Annotated in this window: 18 protein-coding genes and 1 pseudogene; 11 read left to right on the top strand and 8 right to left on the bottom strand. The window is 50.4% G+C overall.

Annotation, left to right across the window (positions count from 1 at the left end):
• Positions 1–15 precede the first annotated feature (15 nt).
• Together P4D80_RS21510 and P4D80_RS21505 are read right to left on the bottom strand one after the other, a co-directional pair.
• The gene (locus tag P4D80_RS21510) at positions 16–222 is read right to left on the bottom strand and encodes a DUF2555 domain-containing protein (protein ID WP_421656073.1); all 207 of its coding nucleotides are present in this window, start codon (positions 220–222) and stop codon (positions 16–18) included.
• 113 nt (positions 223–335) lie between these two features.
• Positions 336–971, bottom strand: coding sequence for an alpha/beta hydrolase (locus tag P4D80_RS21505; protein ID WP_421656072.1), 636 nt, complete (start codon positions 969–971; stop codon positions 336–338).
• 327 nt (positions 972–1,298) lie between these two features.
• Between P4D80_RS21505 and purH the strand changes: the two genes are divergently transcribed.
• Entirely contained in the window at positions 1,299–2,915 is a 1,617-nt protein-coding gene (gene purH, locus P4D80_RS21500; RefSeq protein ID WP_421656071.1) for a bifunctional phosphoribosylaminoimidazolecarboxamide formyltransferase/IMP cyclohydrolase, read from the top strand.
• Positions 2,916–3,231: 316 nt separating this feature from the next.
• On the opposite strand, the gene P4D80_RS21495 is transcribed toward purH, so the two are convergent.
• Positions 3,232–4,209 carry an ATP-binding protein gene (locus tag P4D80_RS21495; protein WP_421656070.1) on the bottom strand — a complete coding sequence of 326 codons (978 nt, stop codon included), beginning with the start codon at positions 4,207–4,209 and terminating at the stop codon, positions 3,232–3,234.
• 357 nt (positions 4,210–4,566) lie between these two features.
• On the opposite strand from P4D80_RS21495, the gene P4D80_RS21490 reads away from it, so the two are divergent.
• Complete coding sequence (locus tag P4D80_RS21490; RefSeq protein WP_421656069.1) at positions 4,567–5,037, top strand: DUF4079 domain-containing protein; 471 nt, start codon at positions 4,567–4,569, stop codon at positions 5,035–5,037.
• Positions 5,038–5,320: 283 nt separating this feature from the next.
• On the opposite strand, the gene P4D80_RS21485 is transcribed toward P4D80_RS21490, so the two are convergent.
• Positions 5,321–6,202: a DUF1997 domain-containing protein gene (locus P4D80_RS21485; RefSeq protein WP_421656068.1), complete on the bottom strand. Its 882-nt coding sequence runs from the start codon at positions 6,200–6,202 to the stop codon at positions 5,321–5,323.
• A 375-nt stretch (positions 6,203–6,577) separates the two neighbouring features.
• Here P4D80_RS21485 and P4D80_RS21480 point away from each other — a divergent pair, with 375 nt between their 5' ends.
• On the top strand, positions 6,578–7,243 hold the full coding sequence (locus P4D80_RS21480) for an SDR family oxidoreductase (protein ID WP_421656067.1): 666 nt from the start codon (positions 6,578–6,580) through the stop codon (positions 7,241–7,243).
• Between the two features lie 162 nt (positions 7,244–7,405).
• On the opposite strand, the gene P4D80_RS21475 is transcribed toward P4D80_RS21480, so the two are convergent.
• From P4D80_RS21475 to P4D80_RS21465, 3 genes are all read right to left on the bottom strand, one after another.
• Positions 7,406–7,786: a metal-sensing transcriptional repressor gene (locus P4D80_RS21475; RefSeq protein ID WP_421656066.1), complete on the bottom strand. Its 381-nt coding sequence runs from the start codon at positions 7,784–7,786 to the stop codon at positions 7,406–7,408.
• A gap of 656 nt (positions 7,787–8,442) precedes the next feature.
• Positions 8,443–10,182, bottom strand: coding sequence for a FecR domain-containing protein (locus P4D80_RS21470; RefSeq protein ID WP_421656065.1), 1,740 nt, complete (start codon positions 10,180–10,182; stop codon positions 8,443–8,445).
• Positions 10,183–10,462: 280 nt separating this feature from the next.
• Positions 10,463–10,603 (bottom strand): hypothetical protein, encoded by a 141-nt coding sequence (locus P4D80_RS21465; protein ID WP_421656064.1) that lies wholly within the window; start codon positions 10,601–10,603, stop codon positions 10,463–10,465.
• Positions 10,604–10,730: 127 nt separating this feature from the next.
• Between P4D80_RS21465 and P4D80_RS21460 the strand changes: the two genes are divergently transcribed.
• Genes P4D80_RS21460 through P4D80_RS21450 form a run of 3 tightly spaced genes read left to right on the top strand, consistent with a single transcriptional unit; the run spans position 10,731 to position 12,971 of the window.
• On the top strand, positions 10,731–11,837 hold the full coding sequence (locus P4D80_RS21460) for a hypothetical protein (protein ID WP_421656063.1): 1,107 nt from the start codon (positions 10,731–10,733) through the stop codon (positions 11,835–11,837).
• Between the two features lie 41 nt (positions 11,838–11,878).
• Positions 11,879–12,784 (top strand): 4-hydroxybenzoate solanesyltransferase, encoded by a 906-nt coding sequence (locus P4D80_RS21455; RefSeq protein WP_421656062.1) that lies wholly within the window; start codon positions 11,879–11,881, stop codon positions 12,782–12,784.
• Complete coding sequence (locus P4D80_RS21450) at positions 12,771–12,971, top strand: hypothetical protein (RefSeq protein WP_421656061.1); 201 nt, start codon at positions 12,771–12,773, stop codon at positions 12,969–12,971. The genes P4D80_RS21455 and P4D80_RS21450 overlap by 14 nt, the downstream gene beginning before the upstream one ends.
• A 137-nt stretch (positions 12,972–13,108) precedes the next feature.
• Here P4D80_RS21450 and P4D80_RS21445 read toward each other — a convergent pair whose 3' ends face one another.
• Positions 13,109–13,891, bottom strand: coding sequence for an RNA polymerase sigma factor SigF (locus P4D80_RS21445; RefSeq protein WP_421656060.1), 783 nt, complete (start codon positions 13,889–13,891; stop codon positions 13,109–13,111).
• A gap of 269 nt (positions 13,892–14,160) precedes the next feature.
• Between P4D80_RS21445 and P4D80_RS21440 the strand changes: the two genes are divergently transcribed.
• The 5 genes and pseudogenes from P4D80_RS21440 (at position 14,161) to ybeY (ending at position 17,418) form a co-directional block, all read left to right on the top strand.
• Positions 14,161–14,892, top strand: coding sequence for a Bax inhibitor-1/YccA family protein (locus P4D80_RS21440; protein ID WP_421656059.1), 732 nt, complete (start codon positions 14,161–14,163; stop codon positions 14,890–14,892).
• A 344-nt stretch (positions 14,893–15,236) separates the two neighbouring features.
• Positions 15,237–16,353 (top strand): peptide chain release factor 2 gene (gene prfB, locus P4D80_RS21435; RefSeq protein WP_421656058.1). Its coding sequence is split into 2 segments (ribosomal slippage): positions 15,237–15,308 and positions 15,310–16,353, totalling 1,116 coding nucleotides; the frame shifts between segments, so codons are not numbered across the junction.
• Positions 16,354–16,472: 119 nt separating this feature from the next.
• A pseudogene (locus tag P4D80_RS21430) lies at positions 16,473–16,643 on the top strand (DUF2584 family protein); the annotation flags it as partial.
• A gap of 25 nt (positions 16,644–16,668) precedes the next feature.
• Positions 16,669–16,860: a DUF3285 domain-containing protein gene (locus tag P4D80_RS21425; RefSeq protein WP_421656056.1), complete on the top strand. Its 192-nt coding sequence runs from the start codon at positions 16,669–16,671 to the stop codon at positions 16,858–16,860.
• Between the two features lie 6 nt (positions 16,861–16,866).
• Positions 16,867–17,418: an rRNA maturation RNase YbeY gene (ybeY, locus tag P4D80_RS21420; protein WP_421656054.1), complete on the top strand. Its 552-nt coding sequence runs from the start codon at positions 16,867–16,869 to the stop codon at positions 17,416–17,418.
• Positions 17,419–17,543: the final 125 nt, after the last annotated feature.

Below are 17,543 nucleotides of genomic sequence, written 5' to 3'. Positions count from 1 at the left end.
GACTGGAATAGAAACCTATGCTTCGTCGTAAGCTTCCATATCTAGCAAATAGAAGTAAGGTTCAGCCAGTTCTGGACGCCGAAACGCGATCGCCCGTAGCAGATGCCAGTCACGCAGTTCTTCTGACGTGGTGGTGTACTCGTCTGCTTCCAGCCTGGCCGCGATCGCGGCCACATCTGCCGCAGTCAAGGTAGAGACATTCAGTTGTTCAAGATTCGCCATGACCATCACTTGCACTTCCCCCTGCTGCCGAACAGCAATACCAGAATGAAAATATCAGCGGATCTCCCTATATTTTATACTTGTGGATTTGACGCAAGCCCATTTCCCCGACTTCATTTGCTCCTGGAGAACAATTCTTTAATAAAATTTCGCATTTGCTCCAGGACCAATGGTTGAATTTCATGCCCCATGTCAAATTCCTGGTAGCGCAAGTCCACCCCAAGAGCATTCAAACTTTCCCGCGCCTGACGAGCCGCTGCCAGCGGAACTACCATATCCTGCCTGCCGTGCACCATCAATACTGGTGGAAACGAGGTCGCTTTTGGTCGAAGTGGGGCGTGCAGGTACCCACTCAACACCATCAGCCCCGCCAGAGGAAAGTTTAAGCCCACATCCAGTGTCATCGCCCCTCCCTGAGAAAATCCACCCAAAACGGTGCGAGAGAAAGAAATTCCCGTTTGCTCAGGCAGGGAATTCAACAAGTGGGTCAACAGTTGGCGGCTAGTCGTGAGGTCGGGACGGTCATAAAATCCTGGCGTACTCTGGAAATTAAACTCAGGTGTAAAGTCGTACCACATCCTTCCTCCCGGTGCATGGGGATGGACAAAGGGCGCATTCGGGAAAACCATCTGGAAATCAGGCAAGTTGATAAAATTTGCCAGCCCCAAAACATCCTGAGCATTGGCCCCCCAGCCATGCAAAATGACGATCAATCCCTCAGCCGCTTGACCCGACCGAGGCGGAACCATAATTGTTTGTAGCTGCAATTGATTTCCCCCTTCAGAGTTTTGAGTTCAGAATTTTGAGTTTAAGGCGAAAGGCGGGGACGGGTGAAGGTCAGTTGTTAGTTGTTAGTTGTTGGTTAAGCGAGGGGTGAGGGAAAAACGCAAAACTTAGAACTCAGAACTCAAAACTTCTCCTTTCCCCTCCCTCCGCTAAACTAATCTAGTACAGCAAAACGAAAGTCTTGTTGGGGGTGCAGGGGTTCCACTCCTGCTTGGGGCGAAGCCCCCAAACCCCCATGGTGCAAACCCTAAATTTTGCAACCCTACAACTTATGGAAGGGAAGGAAAGAAATGGCAAAGCTGGCTTTGCTGAGTGTATGGGACAAGACCGGGCTAATTGAATTGGCACAGAGTTTAGTGCACGAATTTGGCTTTGATTTAATCAGCAGTGGGGGTACAGCGAAGGCCATTAAAGAGGCAGGGCTGCCAGTCACAAAGGTTTCTGACTACACGGGCTCTCCTGAAATTTTGGGTGGGCGGGTTAAAACGCTTCATCCTCGCATTCATGGGGGCATTCTGGCCCGGCGAGATGTACCGCAGGATCAGGCAGATTTGGAAGCGCAGCAAATTCGCTCAATCGATCTGGTCGTCGTTAACCTCTACCCCTTTGAACAGACGATCGCCCAACCCAACGCTTCTCTGGCAGAGGCGATTGAGCAAATTGATATCGGGGGACCAGCCATGTTGCGAGCATCGGCAAAGAACTTTGCCCATCTAACCGTGCTGTGTAACCCTTCCCAGTATGGGGATTATTTGGAAGAACTGCGACGGAACCAGGGGGAAGCTTCTCTGGCTTTTCGTCAGAAGTGTGCGCTGGCCGCTTTTCGTCATACGGGGGCTTATGACCGGGCGATCGCTGCCTATTTAGAGGCACAGGCAGCAGGTGCGGAGGCGAGTTTAGCCAAAACATCGAAGGTTTCTGCACCAGAGTCAACCGTCCAGAAGTTTACGGAACAAACGTTACCTGCCACCTTTATCCTGGAGGGCCAACAGATTCAGGCTCTGCGTTATGGCGAAAATCCCCATCAACCCGCCGCCTGGTACCAGACTGGAGGTGCAACTGGATGGGCAACCGCCACCAAACTGCAAGGAAAAGAACTGAGCTATAACAATCTGGTAGACCTGGAAGCGGCCAGACGTATCATCGCCGAGTTTGCCAGTCCTGATGATTCACCAGCGGCGGCAATTCTAAAGCACACCAACCCCTGTGGAGCGGCATCAGGTGAAACCTTGGCAGAAGCCTATGACAAAGCGTACAACGCGGATCCTGTCTCTGCGTTTGGTGGCATTGTCGCACTTAACCGTCCAATCGATGCGGCAACGGCAACCGCCCTGACGCAAATTTTTTTAGAATGTGTTGTCGCTCCCGGCTGTGAACCAGAAGCCAAAGAAATTCTGGCTGCAAAGTCAAAAGTCCGCGTGTTGATTCTGCCTGATCTGAGAAACGGTCCCACCGAAACAGTGAAGCTCATTGCAGGCGGATTTCTGGTACAGGCTTCTGACGATCTGATCACTGACTCCAACCAGTGGAAAATTGTGACGGAGAAATCGCCTACCCCTGCTCAACTAGAAGAATTATTATTCGCCTGGAAAATTTGTAAGCATGTGAAGTCCAATGCCATTGTGGTGACTCGCGATCGCACCACTCTGGGAATTGGAGCGGGACAGATGAACCGGGTGGGTTCCGTCAAAATCGCCCTGGAACAAGCAGGTGCAAAGGCTCAGGGAGCCGTCCTTGCCAGCGATGGCTTTTTCCCCTTTGATGATTCCGTCAGAACCGCTGCCGCTGCCGGAATTGGGGCGATCGTCCAGCCCGGTGGCAGCCTGCGTGACCAGGATTCCATTAAGGCAGCGAATGAGTCAGGAATTGTAATGGTGTTTACCGGAATTCGCCACTTTTTACATTAGGTGGCAGGGGATGGGGGATTGGGGATGGGATGGGGGAATGGGTGGCTGGGTTGGGGTTATAGCGGTAGTCATTGTGGTTAGGACGGGGTGCAGGGGTGGAACCCCTGGCTGGGGGCAAAGCCCCCACTCCCTCTCTAATTCCAATGTCCTAACGCACCTGCGTAGAGCTATAACAGGTAGATGGATGGATGAGGGCTGGAGTAATGGGGTAGAGAAACCTCACTCTATTAACCCATCACCCTATCACTCCATTACCTCACTCCCCTACTCCCTCACACTTCACACCTCACTTCAACACTCGTCCACCCATCCACCCCTATAGATCAGGTAGCCAGACTCTGAAGGAAGTCCAGCCATTCTGGCTTGTGACGCTGATCTGCCCTTGCAAGGCGTGTACTATTTCTCGAACTACCGACAAACCCAGCCCCGATCCTCCAGGATCTCGATTTTCCTCTACCTGGTAGCGGTAAAATTGGTCAAACAGGTAGGGTAGCTTATCCTGCGGAATTACCTGCGTGTTACGGACTGCCAGTTCAACCCCGGCTTGTTCCTGCTGAACCTGAAACTGAATTTCCCCACCAGGATTCGTGTATTTGCAGGCATTTACGACCAATTCCTCCAGAATTCGTCTAAGCAGAAAGGGATCAGAAGTCAGCCGTAGGAAATTGGGTGCAATCTGGAGGGTGAGTCGCTGCTCCTGTCTCTGAACACGGAGTTCAAAGGGTTGTAGAAGTTTTGGCAACCAGGAATTCAGGTCAATTGGCTCCAGTTTCAGTTCATAGGAGCCGGACTGGATTCTGATTAAATCTAGAAAATTATTGATAAATTCAACTTCGCGATCGCACTCGCTTATTGCCAGTTCATAGTACCGCTGCTGTAGCTCCGGTGATGGTGCTAACCTCATCATCTGCAAAGCCATTTGCAAATTATTGAGCGGGGCACGCAATCCATGCACTAAATTTCTAACGAAATTCTCATTCACCCGCTGACTTTCAGCTTCTGCGGCTTCGCTAACCACGGCGATTCTAATCATCGCTCCCTGATAGTTCACAGTTTTTGCCGCAACCTTAACCAGGACTGTTGCACCATCCTTTGTGACACCCGTCGTGACATAGGAACTGTCCTCAGTAGAATGGCACTTTTGCCGTACAGTTTCTTGAAACTCAGGTGCAACCAGATCCAGCGGACTACTATCTAAAAGTTCAGAAAGTTGGTAGCCCGACTTTTCGCAAAAAGTAGCATTGCTATCAATAATTCGATTGCCGTCATGAATTAGAATTCCCAGAGTTGTCATTATGTCTTTGTATGTCTTTGTCCTCACCGGACAGTGAACATCTCAACCATCCGAAATCACTCCAAAACCACATCAAAGTCGGGGTTGGAGAGCTATTTTTAACACTTCTTCTACGTGTTTTACGTGGCCCCGCACGCGCATTTTCATTATTGAATCCACAACCTTCTTCTAACATCCCCTCCCTGAGTGAAGCTAGAAAAGGCTCTGAGCTAGCCCAAATGGAGGAGAGGGGTTGAACGCGCCACCTGACAATAGTAGCTTTCTATATCTAAAAGGTGTGGATAACTCATCCCATCCTTTTGGGGAGAGATTATGCTAATTTTTATGAAGTTCCTCTAACATTCCCAACCTGATCCTATGAGTTTTGAAATCCCAGAATCCATTAAGGTTTACAGCCAGTTTGTTCACCCGGTAATTATGTGGGTGCTGTTTGCACTAACCTGCTATGCCCTTTACCTGGGAATGAAAGTCCGCCGCACTCGTTCCGCTGAAGGTGAAGAAAAGAAGGCGTTAATCAAGGGAAAGTATAATACCCGGCATTTTCAAATTGGCTCACTGGTACTGGCACTGATGGTGGTGGGTTGTATTGCCGGTATGGCAGTGACCTACATCAATAATGGCAAGTTGTTTGTTGGTCCACACCTGCTCGCGGGTTTGGGGATGACTGGGTTGATTGCGGTTTCCGCTGCCCTATCCCCTCTGATGCAAAAAGGTGTCGAGTGGGCTCGCTACACACACATTTTCTTGAATGTCACTATCCTGGGGCTTTTTGGCTGGCAGGCACTGACGGGTGTTGAAATTCTGCAGCGCATTATTAGCAAGATGTGAGGCTCTGCTGGGTAGTAGGTTTCAGTTGTCAGGAAAAGTGAGGTGATAGGGTGAGGGAGTGGATGGGTAGAGGGGGTAGATCGCCTCCTCTCATCTCTTTCCATCTCACGATTCTTTCTTCGCTGAACTATAACGACCCTTCTTGGAATTTGAACAGGGTGCAGGGATAAATCCGTGGTTCGGGCACAGCCCTCCTCAAAGCCAATGTCTGAGCAACCTGGCAACAACCATAGCTATGTATCTAATTCTATAACTAAATAATTACTAGAAACTCATAAGTGGATTAGTCTTCCAGCTTCTCCATTTCGCCTTCTAGTTTTCTTTGAAACCAGCGCCGGGAATGTTTGGGAATTGGCATTTGATGGGAGGTATGGAAGTCTTCCAGAACTTTGCGCGTCAAACGATGGGAAACCTGACGCACAATTTGCCGCAGGACGCGATCGCCCGTTGTTTGGATCAGCGACTTTGGCAGAGCACGATGAATAAAGCGAGGAAATTGGATCGTCACTGTCAGATCAAGATGCCACTGAACTCGCGTCAAACAATGGGTGAATTCATTCTGGTCACTCGCTTCAACAAACCCAGCGGGGCTAATTTCAATTAGCTTCATCGCGGCTCGAAAGTCCACATCGTAGCCAGTAGGGGTGTAGCCTGGCACCGGAATCGTTTCAATTCGGTAAACGCCCTGTTCCTGGGGCAGCAGATCCAACCCAATCTTAGGCTCAATCACAAAACCGTAGGAACCAAACCGCCCGATTGTTAGAGCATAGCCATTTTGACCGATTGGCTCAGCTTTCATCGGTTGAGCACAGCGGCTGAACCAGTCAGAGTGCTTATCAAAATAAACTGCAACGGTTTTGGGGTCGGCACACATTTCCATACTGTCAACATACTGGCTGCAAAACTTGGTAGGTTCAACCTCATTACAGCTAGATTCCTGTGACATTGGAGCATTTGGGTTAGAGATGATGGATGCTGTATGCAGCAAACCATCAGAAGTGTTAGCTGATTGATGTTTAACGGGGCGTAACTGCATGTTCAGCGTTCCAACATTCATTGCTGTTCTCAGGTTCAGAGTTCCCTTCAACGAAGGACGAACCTTCGGGGTTTCTACCGATTTATCGGTTGTTTCCAGGTAGACCACAAGTGGTAATGATGGCGGCATTCATCCTTACCAATTCAAAAATCCTGGTGTTGCTGAATTTGGGTATGAAATAAGTGCTGTATGCTCGAAACTTCGTTTCGATTCATACTGCTTTTCAGTAGCGCTAAAATCCTTACGATTTGGGCACCACCGTTTCCAGATTCTGTTTTAACTGAGATGCAGCCAAGGGGGGTTAGTGAGGTTGCCAGAAAGCCATCTGGGATAGTAAACAATCTGTTACTTAACCTCATATGCTGTAACAAACAGCAATATATCATCAATACTAAGGGTAGACCTTACTGTCTAACTAGACTGTGAGGAATATCACCAGAATAGGGGAACAGCGATCCATTTTTAGTCTGGTGTTTTGAAGGATCATTGTCTTGAGGTAGTTAAATGAAAGCATTTGTCGCAGGAGCAACGGGACAAACTGGGCAAAGAATTGTGCAGGAACTGATGAAGCGGGACATTCCTGTGCGAGCGCTGGTGCGCGATCGCACAGCGGCTCAGGCCATTTTGCCCCCAGGAGTTGAGATTACCGTTGGGGATGTATCGCAGCCAGCTAACTTGACGGCAGCGATCGCAGACTGCACAGTTTTGCTCTGTGCCACGGGTGCCAAACCCAGTTTCGACCCCACTGGTCCCTATCGGGTGGACTATGAAGGCACCAAAAATCTGGTCGATGCCGCAAAAGCAAAAGGAATTGAGCATTTTGTCCTCGTCTCTTCCCTCTGCGTTTCGCGCCTGCTGCATCCGTTGAATTTGTTCTATCTCATCCTGGTTTGGAAAAAGTGGGGAGAGGAATACCTGCAACGAAGTGGCCTCAACTACACCATTGTCAGACCGGGCGGCTTGAGAAATGATGAAAGCCCTGACGCGATCATGATGACATCTGCCGACAACCTGTTTGAAGGGAGCATCCCCCGCACGAAGGTAGCACAGATCTGTGTAGAAGCCCTTTTTCAGCCGTCTGCGCGTAACCAAATTGTGGAGGTAATCACAAAGCCCGATGCCCCAATAAAGCCGTTTGAGGAATTGTTTGCCAGTGTAGCTCTCAACTAGTGGGTCTTTGCTACGGTTGTAGCCATTACTTGTCTGCCGAAGCCAGAGTGGTCGCTTAGTCAGTTATCTCAAAACTGGCGATGTTCATGTCAAATGATTTACTAAAAATTATGGATTGAATTTCGGGTTGAATTGGGTTGGGTGTACATGAATTCGCAATCCTTAAAGCAAAAATCGATCGAGGGCGGTCTTTAACTCCTCAATTTCTGCCTCAATATCCCCTTCTTCAGCAGCACGGGCAATACACTGAGTCAGGTGCTCATCCAAAATAATCCGGGCGACCCGGTCCAAAGCACCCCGTACCGCTGCAATCTGAACCAGCACATCGGGGCAGGAGCGGCTTTCTTGAACCATGGTTTTAATCCCCCGGATATGACCTTCAATCCGGGAGAGGCGATTGACGATTCGTCGCAGAGATTCTTCGCTGTGGACATGGGAATGGCCTGGGGAGCCGTGCTCATGAGTAAGATGATCACGCTGATGGGAATGATCGTCATCAAAGTAATCAAGGTCTCGCCGTCGAGGAAGTTCAGAAGTTGCCATTGGGGGAGACTTTGCATAGTTGAAGTACTCAAGATTCTAGCCCAAAAGCAGCAGGAGCAGGGGAAGGCGTAAAGTTCACCGCGATGAACAGACCAGGCAGATCGACGTGCGAGCAGCTGAGTTACAAAATGCGGCTATTGGTCTGTCAGGTAGTGCATCAAAGCAGTGTGGGAAAATTGTAATAATTGCCAGGAGACCTTCATTTGCCTATTTTCAGGTTTGATTGACTCAAATCTGAAAATCTTGGTTAAGTTATAATCCCGCATTTCTCTGATTCACGATCGTCTGTCAAGACTTATAGCTCTAGGCGGGTGCGTTAGGACATTGGAATTAGAGAGGGAGTGGGGGCTTCGCCCCCAGCCAGGGGGTCCACCCCTGCACCCCGTCCTAACCATCATGACTACCGCTATATTTTGTGAGACGAAAACTCATAAAATAACCACTCTTATTCAATCCGGAGGTACAAAATTAAAACTGACAAACTACTAGTAGTCTGCCAAGCAGATTTTGAAGGGTTGCAAACCCTTCAAAACCCCCTAAATTAGTTTTTCCGGATTTAGATAACGAGGCAAATTTCCTTTGGTGAAACACTAGTATCTGTCCAAAAATTGTTTGTGTTGTAAGGATGTTCTACGTAACGTTCCTATCCCAATTGCTTAAGGGGTCGTTATCCCAGTAGGGGCTGGTTGTGTAGACGTTTGAGGCGCGGGTTCCGGAGTGGGCGCAGCGGCTGGACTGGGGGATGGAGTGGGTGCCCCCTGGGCCGCGGGTTGGGGCGTCACGACTGGAGACACTGGAGCTGTACCTGGAGTTACGGTTGGAGTCGTCCCTGTATTCGCCGGAAGCGTTGAGTTGGTGGGTAATGGAGTAATAACGGCAGGTGGTGCCGTAGGAACAGTTACCGGAGCGGTTACGGTTGGCGCGGTAGCTGCCGGAGTTGTAACAGAGGGAGTAACTACTGTCGAAGGAGAAACCGTCGGAGCAGTCACGGTCGGAGGTGAGGGAGTAATTGGGGTCGGCGTTGGGCGTGTTAACTGTGGCAGATTGATGGTCGATATTGGCTGCGGATCAGGGCGCACAATGGGGGCTGGAGTTGTTGGAGCGGGTGTCGTTACTGGAGGTGACGACTGAACAGGCGTGGAAACAGGTGGAGTGACCACGGGTGTTGGATTCGATGCAGGTAGAGGCTCTGGTCGATTGATAGGGGTGGGAGTGGGTTGAGTCGTGACTGGTGCAGGAGTGGGTTGAGTCGGAGTGGAAGGAGAGGGGGTAGGCCGACTGATTGGTTCCGGGTTTGGGGCAGGAACAGGAGTGGGAGGGGCTGGAACCGGATCGGGACGGACGGGACTGGCTGGATCTGGAGTTGGAGCGGGTTGTGGACGAGGAGAAATTTCAGGGTCAACTGGGGAAAGGGGAGCGGTCCCGATAGGCCCTTCAGATTGCCCTGTTAGTCCTGAAGGTAGAGAGGGGGCTGATGGTTGGGCGATGACAGCGCCGGAGTTTTGGGTTGTTTCGGTTGGTGCTTTTCCGGCTAAGCCATCGGGACCAACCAAAATTAAATTGGTAAAACCTTCAGACAGGCTGCGATCAATGCCGTTTTGTAAAGCGGGGTTGGAGACCACTGGCTGCTCTGCGGGACGAGAATAGGCGACCCAGGGGGGATTGACTACAACGTCAGAGTTTGCCAGAACGGGTTGGGATTTGAGAGCCTCGGCGGTTTCTTCCTGGACAGCGGCGATCGCCTCATCGGAGTTGGGTGTTGGATTTTGTCGGGGCAGATCCAGATCCCGTACCATCTCACTGGTTTCGTAAAATGACCTCAGATCAAAGTTGTAGACCTCAAAGATGCGGTCCTGAACCAGAAGTGCCATCTGTCCGGCTTTCAGCGTAATCGCCTGGGTGCCCTCTTTATTTTGAGCAACCTCAATTTCACTGTTGGTCAATGCACCAACCAGGGTCGTGTCTGTTTCAGGGTTGTAGCGAATAAATAGGGCAGAACCTCGAATTCCAGCGACGGCGTTGGGCGTTTGTACACGGGTCCGCCCCTGCTTGGGGGGAATTAACAGCAAGACGGTGCCATTTCTCAGGTCAAAGGTCCGTGTGTCCGGCAAAAACTGGAACAGCGCCCGTTCGCCAATTCGGGCCAATGAGCGATCATTAAAGCGAAGTTCAGCCCAAGATTTGCTAGCCGTCTTCAGGGCATCCAACGGTTGCATCGTGGTGCCTCTAGAAGCATTGCGCCACCGTTCTCCACGGGGTTGAAACTGCACCTGGTTTCGTAACTCCCGAATCGTAGCACTCGTGAGTTTTACCTCGGCACTTGCAACCCCCGAAAACAGAAGGGTTCCAGCGCTCCACAAACTTAAAGTGATGATAGTCAGGAATCTACAAGGCATAGTGGCTCCAGAGTTTCACTTTGGGGCGATCGCGTTGTCCCAGATGTGTCCCAGATGCGCTTCAGCAATTCGCTAATTTCGGATTAAAATTCATCCGGAGTTCAGGAATACTTCCGTGATTTCTCTTAAATAACCCCACGCGACATCTGATTCATCAATGAGTAGTATTTCGAATAACCAGTTTAATTGCACCCTGTTGGAATGTCACTAAAAAGCCTAACAATCCCGATTTCGGGGGATGGCATCAAACTCGCTCACATAGCCTAATGGCATAAAGCTATCAGGAAGAATCCAGCGGCAGGCGATCTTGTTTCCCTGGCTTCATCAAATCTTTAAAGTGAGTGTGCTGGTTCAGTAAATCCACGGTTTTAACTTTGCGGAGTCGTTTTAGCCCTTCCCCTTTCGGATCTGGTCTTTCCACGCGCTATGGTTTCTGGCAACATACTCTTGCGTGGGGGACCTTGTTATTGAGTAACCCTACCTGGGCTGCTCCAAACCCATCCCACTCTTCATTTTCGAGCGCTGAACAGCCTTCAGGGCAGGCGCTTGTGTCAGAGTTCGAGCCCGTTGGCTACAAGTCCGACTTGGTTCGCCCCTCCTATGCCTACAGTGCCGCAACCCTAACTGAACCGTTGCCTGCACAACCGCTTCGCGTCTCCTTCAGTTCCATCAAAAGCCTCAAGTCTGCTGAAGGGAATCCTCCCCCACCGATTCAAGTTAGCGATGCTGCTCCGGCTGAATCGGCTGAAGACCCTGAATTGGGAGTGTTACGTCTACAACCCCTGTTCAAGCCCCCCCCGTCCCAACCGCCAATCCCCAACCTGCCTGACCAAAGTCAAACAGCGAATCAACCACGTTGCCGCGGTGACGTTCCCCCCGACCCGGAGTTGGGCTGTATCCTGATTCCACCACCACCGCCGCCGCCCCGTCAGCCAACGGTTTACCTACTGGCAAGATTTGACTATTTCAGGAGTAGCAATATTTATTCGGCGATCGATCCAATTGATGATGGGCTAGCCAGACCTGGAATCACACTCTATGCGGCTCCTCGTCTCGGGCCGAACACCTTCCTGACCGCTTCTGTAACAGGTAACCTCGTTCGCTACAGCACCCAGACCCAAATTAATTACAACGAGTTGGTGTTTGAAGCAAGCATTTTTCAAGTGCTATCTCCAAGCATGTTTGGCCGAATTGGTTGGACGAATCAGCGACTCTTTATTGCCAGCGATGATATTCTGGGTCTACCCAAAGGTAGGCGATTCCTGGATGATCACGCCATCCGTTTGGAGATTAGCCGCAAGGACCAAATCACCAGTCGTCTCTACCTGAACACCTTCTATCAGTTACGGGCGGGTTTTGCCAATCCCAGGGACCGATCGCGCATCATCAACTCATTCATTGCCTCCCTCAATTACGATATTCAGCCCACCCTTCAATTCGGGTTGGACTATCAGTTTGCCCTGGCAAGCTTTACCCACCAGCCCCGGGAAGACCAGTTTCAGCAGGTAGGCGTTCATCTAGCTCATACAATGTTTCGCAACACTCAGATTTATCTGTTTGTAGGATATAGTTTCGGACGTTCTTCCGCCCCCCTAGTTGACTTTGATGGTCTGGTGTTTGGAGTTAGCCTCAGTGCTACCCTGGGGCTATTCTGATACCGTTAAAATCATCCTTAAGCAACTACTCTTAAGCCTCTATGTCATTTCAGTCAGAAAGCCAGGAACCGACCTGGCTTAGGGTTATTCGGCTCTTGCGATGGGATAAACCCGAAGGGCGATTGATTCTTATGATTCCGGCTCTCTGGGCGGTGTTTCTGGCCGCAAGGGGAGCGCCGCCCCTACCGCTGGTGGGAATCATCATCCTGGGTGCACTGGCCACTAGTGCCGCAGGCTGTGTCATTAATGACCTTTGGGACCGAAATATTGACCCCAGGGTACAGCGCACCCGTAATCGCCCACTGGCGTCCCGTGCCCTGTCAGTTAAAGTGGGCCTGGTGATAGCATTGATTGCACTTGTTTGTGCCTGGGGGCTGTCGCTCTACTTGAATCCACTGACATTCTGGCTATGTGTAGCTGCCGTTCCGGTCATTATTCTGTACCCTCTAGCAAAGCGGGTGTTCCCGGTACCGCAACTGATGTTAGCGATCGCCTGGGGATTTGCCGTTCTGATTAGTTGGAGCGCGATCAGTTGTGCCCCAACCCTTGCCCCAACGCCCTGTTTAGGAACGGAAACCTGGCTTCTGTGGGGGGCAACCGTACTTTGGACCCTCGGGTTTGACACAATCTATGCTATGCCTGACCGCGAGGATGATCGCCGTATAGGGGTCAACTCCAGTGCTCTTTTCTTTGGCAAATATGCTCCCCTGGCAGTTGGCGTATTCTTTGCCGGGACCACCTTTCTGCTGGCAAAGCTGGGGCTGGTCATGCAACTTCAACTGAGTTACTGGGTTGCCCTCGGAATTGCAATTCTTGGCTGGGCCTGGCAATATTCCCGGCTAACCCCAAAAACAGTTCCTCCAAGCGTTTATGCGGGTCTATTTCGGCAAAATGTTTGGATTGGCTTTGTCTTATTGATTGGAATGATTTTTGGTGCAAGAGGATAGCCCCTTCAACATTGACCTGCTTCAAGAAGGCGATCGCCTTTCCGTTCTGGAAAATGTGGCGCAGACCCACTGCCAGATTCTGGTCAACCATTCAATGGATAGATTGATGGTCTATAACGATAGCCACCAGGCTGAGGAAAGGGTGCAGGGCTTCGCCCCCACTCCCTCTCTAATTCCAATGTCCTAATGCACCCGCGTAGAGCTATTTTACGGGAAAAGGGCTGGCATCATTAAAAAACTGGGTTAACCAAAGGCCAACCCAGTAGGGAGCAATATGCCAGACGCAACGTGAAAGAGTGACAGAACCTTTAACGGAGTAAGGGCCTAAGGATCGGTTTGTAGAACAGAAGGTTGCAGCATCGAAACCATTTGCTGAATGCCGCGATGAATGCGGCGAGTGACTGTCATTGGGCTGACCCCTATCCGCTCAGCCACCTCTTTGCGGGAGAGGTCATTGATAAAAACATACTCAATGGCTTGCCGAGTCTTCTCTTCAAGCTGATTCATGGCCCGCTGAAGCTGTTGCCGGTCTTCTTCCAGATTTTGCAGGGTCTGGTAGCGAACATCGGGTAAGGTGTCTCCCAGGGTCATGGGCGAGTCAATTTGCTGGCAAACGGTGGCATCCAAGCTGAGGGGAAGACGATTCTTCGTTGCCATCTTGCTTTCACGCCACTCGTTGACGGATACTCCCAACTTCTCAGCAATTTCGTCATCAGTAGGCTGGCGGCCCAGTTCCTCAATCAGGGCTTCGCGAACTTTTTGGCCTTCTTTGTTGAGTTGCTGCCAGCGGCGGGGAATCTTAACAGTACCACTGCGATCGCGCAGGAAATGCAACATTTCACCGCGAATGTAAGGAACGGCAAAGGAGCTAAATGCACAGCCTTGATTGGGATTAAAACGTTCAATGGCGCGAATTAAGCCCAAATAGCCAATCTGCTCCAGATCTTCGTAAGGCTCGGCGCACTGGTGGCTGACTCGGTGAGCAATTTTTCTAACCAGGCCAGCATTTAACTGAACCAACTGGTTGCGAACCTTAACTGAGGGTTTCTGGTGGTAGGAAATCAGCAATTCCATCCCACGGGAGCGAAGAGAAGTTTGAGTAGCCATCGTCTGCAGGTCACCTTTCACATCAGTGTTGAACCTATTCTCTGTAGAGATGGCAAAGGAAACTATCGTTAATCTACGGTACTGATCAAGGAGGTACAATTAGGGTTTCGGCATAAACACGTAAAACCTCCCTGGTGAGACCTCCGGGTTGGTTCAACTTTCCTTAATCTTCTAAGCGCTCAAATCGTTTAGTAGAGCCCTGTTCGTTCTTGGAAATTCACGTAAAAATAGGGACAGCTATTAATGTTTCGTCTACGAGAGGAAGTCCCGTGAGTAATACCAGCAACTTCCGACAAGCCATTGCTGAGGCTAGAAATCAAGCTCTGATTGGCCCTAATGTAATTGCCAATGCGCTTCCTTGGGTGGGGGGCGGATTGGTTCTAACGGCGGTAGGCACCTTTGGTGGACTGCAAGTTCTGGCTAATAATCCTGGTCTGTTCATGGCCACATTCTGGGTGGCCTTGATTGGAAACCTGATTCTGTTCTTTGTGGCCAATTCGGTTGCCCAGAAAGGGAATAACAGCGTTGCTTTGCCCCTTTTGGCTACCTACAGTCTGTTGACGGGGTATACCCTGACTGGGATCGTTGCCGTTGCCCTGGGTACTAGGGGGGTTGGGTTCCAGGGAATTGGATTTGCAGCGCTTGGCTGTGGTATCACGTTTGTGCTTGCAAGGCAGATTGGCTCTAACTTGAGCGATCGCGACGGTATGGCCCTTGCCCAGACCGTTCGCCTGGGTATTATTGCCCTGTTTGTGGTATTGCTGATTCAGCTTGGGCTCGCCCTGTTTAGCATTCATACCCCCACCTTCCTGGAAATTGCCATTTCGGGCCTGGGAGTGCTTCTGTTTGCAGGTGCAGCCGTGGTAGACTTCTATGTCCTGCCCCGCACCTATAAAGATGATCAGTACCTATCGGCAGCCCTGTCGATGTACCTGACCTATATCAACTTGTTTATCTTCATCCTGCGGCTTTTGATTGCCATCTTCGGTGGTCGGGATTGATCTCTGTTGAAGGAGTAATAAGCAATGGGCGAGAGGCGAAAGGATGAATGGATTAGTGATGGAGGGATAGGGTGATTGTTCTTTGGGTTTGTCAAAAAATTGACAAACCGTGAAAATGGAGTCGAAGGAATTAGGATTTAAATCAAGGTTTCAAGGAATCGGCGCCCCGTTTCTAGAACAGCCTCCTCAAAATTTATCCAACCATCCACTCCCCTACTCCATTACTCCCTCTCTCCCACTCATCCCCTCCTTTCACGCTCTTTGTATGGCCTCCTGGCTTTTGCTTTAAGCTCAAACTTTCCTATTCCCTTGTAATTGGTTTTGTAGGATCACGATTTTTTGACATGGAAACGCTCGAAATTAAGCGCGAAGTCGAATTGCTCTCTGATCGCCTGGGTAAAACCCAGGACTATCTTTGACATTCCTGCCCTGACTGCCAAAATTCAAGATTTGGAGCAAATTGCAGCCCAGCCCGATTTCTGGAATGACCAGACCGCCGCCCAGCAAACGCTTCAAGAGTTGAATGACCTCAAATCTCACCTTCAACAGTTTGAGCAATGGAAGCGCCACCTGGAAGATGCCAGGACAGTGCTGGAATTGGTGGAACTGGAAGAAGACGAGTCTCTCCTTCAGGAAGCGGAATCAAACCTGACCCAACTCAGCCGCGACCTGGATCAGTGGGAACTCCAACAACTTCTTTCGGGCCCCTACGATGCGAAGGGGGCTGTTCTGACAATCAATGCGGGAGCAGGGGGCACCGATGCTCAGGACTGGGCAGAAATGCTGCTGCGGATGTATACTCGCTGGGCAGAAGCTCACCGCTACAAGGTTCATATGACGGAACTTTCGGAGGGGGATGAAGCGGGCATCAAGTCTGCCACATTGGAAATTGATGGGCGTTATGCCTATGGATATCTAAAAGCTGAGAAGGGAACTCACCGCTTGGTTCGCATTTCGCCTTTTAATGCGAACGGCAAGCGACAAACCAGCTTTGCCGGGGTTGAGGTGATGCCGATTCTCGACAACACCGTTCAACTGGAAATCCCGGAGAAAGATCTGGAGATTACTACTTCCCGTGCTGGAGGCAAGGGGGGGCAAAATGTGAACAAGGTGGAGACGGCGGTAAGGGTTCTGCACATCCCAACGGGGCTGGCCGTGAGGTGTACGGAGGAGCGATCGCAACTCCAGAACAAGGAAAAGGCTCTGGCCATCCTGAAAGCCAAGTTGCTGATCATCGCTCAGGAGCAGAAAGCTAAGGAAATTGCAGATATTCGAGGCGATATGGTGGAAGCGTCCTGGGGCAATCAGATCCGTAACTACGTATTTCACCCCTATCAGATGGTGAAGGATTTACGCACGGGGACTGAAACCACGGCGATTACGGATGTGATGAATGGTGATCTGGATCCGTTCATTCAGTCCTATCTACGTCAGGAAGCCCAACTAGTCGATGTTAGCTGACAAACCACTGGATGAGGAATAGAAAAATGGGGATGCCCTGTCAGGTCAACAGTATTTTGCGACTAAATTGATCGCAGGGCTACCCAAACCCTCTTGACCCCGAACGCCAATACCAGGCCACAAAGGAGGGCTATCGAATTTTGCCAATAGATGTGCCGCTGCAACTGGTTGATGAAAACTGGATTGCCCACACAGATGTCATGATCCAGCGGCTGACCTGGGAACAGCAAGCTACAACTATCGACTTTAAGGTGGTTAGAGTCTATGCTGTGCCTTTTCCTCTGAAATAAATCATTGTCCAATCTACTAAATCCTATGAAATCCCAAAATCCAACTTCAGAAGTTCCCCAAGCAGGCGAAACCGAACCTTCCAAGCCACAAGGGAGCTACGTTAAATACGCTATGCGGAATATGGTACGTAAGCGGGGAACTTCCCTCAAACACTTTGTTTTAACAACCCTTGGGCTTCTGGGCATTCTGATTGGGCTTTCTTACCTGACTCGTTGAGGGAGCGTGAGTACTGTGCAGGTTGAAGTCTGTGTTCAGGAGAGCTTTGATGAGGTTTTTGAACTGGAATTGAACGGATTACCAGCAGCGAATTCCTCTTCCTCTCGTTGCACGATTTCTGTAGAAACCTGGGAAGACTGGTTCCAGAAATGGTTGGAAGCTCTCCAGCCTGATTTTTCTCCCATTCAGTCTTACGAGTTAAGTTTACGGCTGACGGGCGATCGCGAAATTCAAGCGCTCAATGCCCAGTATTGCCAGCGAAACCAGCCGACAGATGTTCTCGCCTTTGCGGCCTTAGAAACTGAAGGTCCCCCCTCTGAGGAAATAATAACTTCCTTGCCACTTTACCTTGGAGACATCGTGATTTCGGTAGACACGGCCCAGCGACAGGCAAAAGCGCAGCAGCATCTTCTGGAAACGGAACTGGCCTGGCTCGCAACCCACGGACTTCTGCACCTGTTGGGTTGGGATCATCCCGACGACGACAGTTTGACTCGAATGTTAAATCAGCAGCAAGCTTTACTTCAGATAGTTGGGTTTCGTCTCCAGACCAGTTAGAATTCTTGCGGATCTGTAATAAAGGTTATACTCCGCGATCACCTGTGCCCGCATAATGAATTATCTTCTGGAACCCAGACCCCTTCGAGTGAAGATGATGGTTAGACTCCTTCCAATCCGCCCGC

The organism is Leptothermofonsia sp. ETS-13, assembly GCF_049200465.1.
Taxonomy (GTDB): domain Bacteria; phylum Cyanobacteriota; class Cyanobacteriia; order Leptolyngbyales; family Leptolyngbyaceae; genus Leptothermofonsia.
Note: the sequence above shows the minus strand (reverse complement) of the source record. Positions and strands in the feature narration are given on the sequence as shown.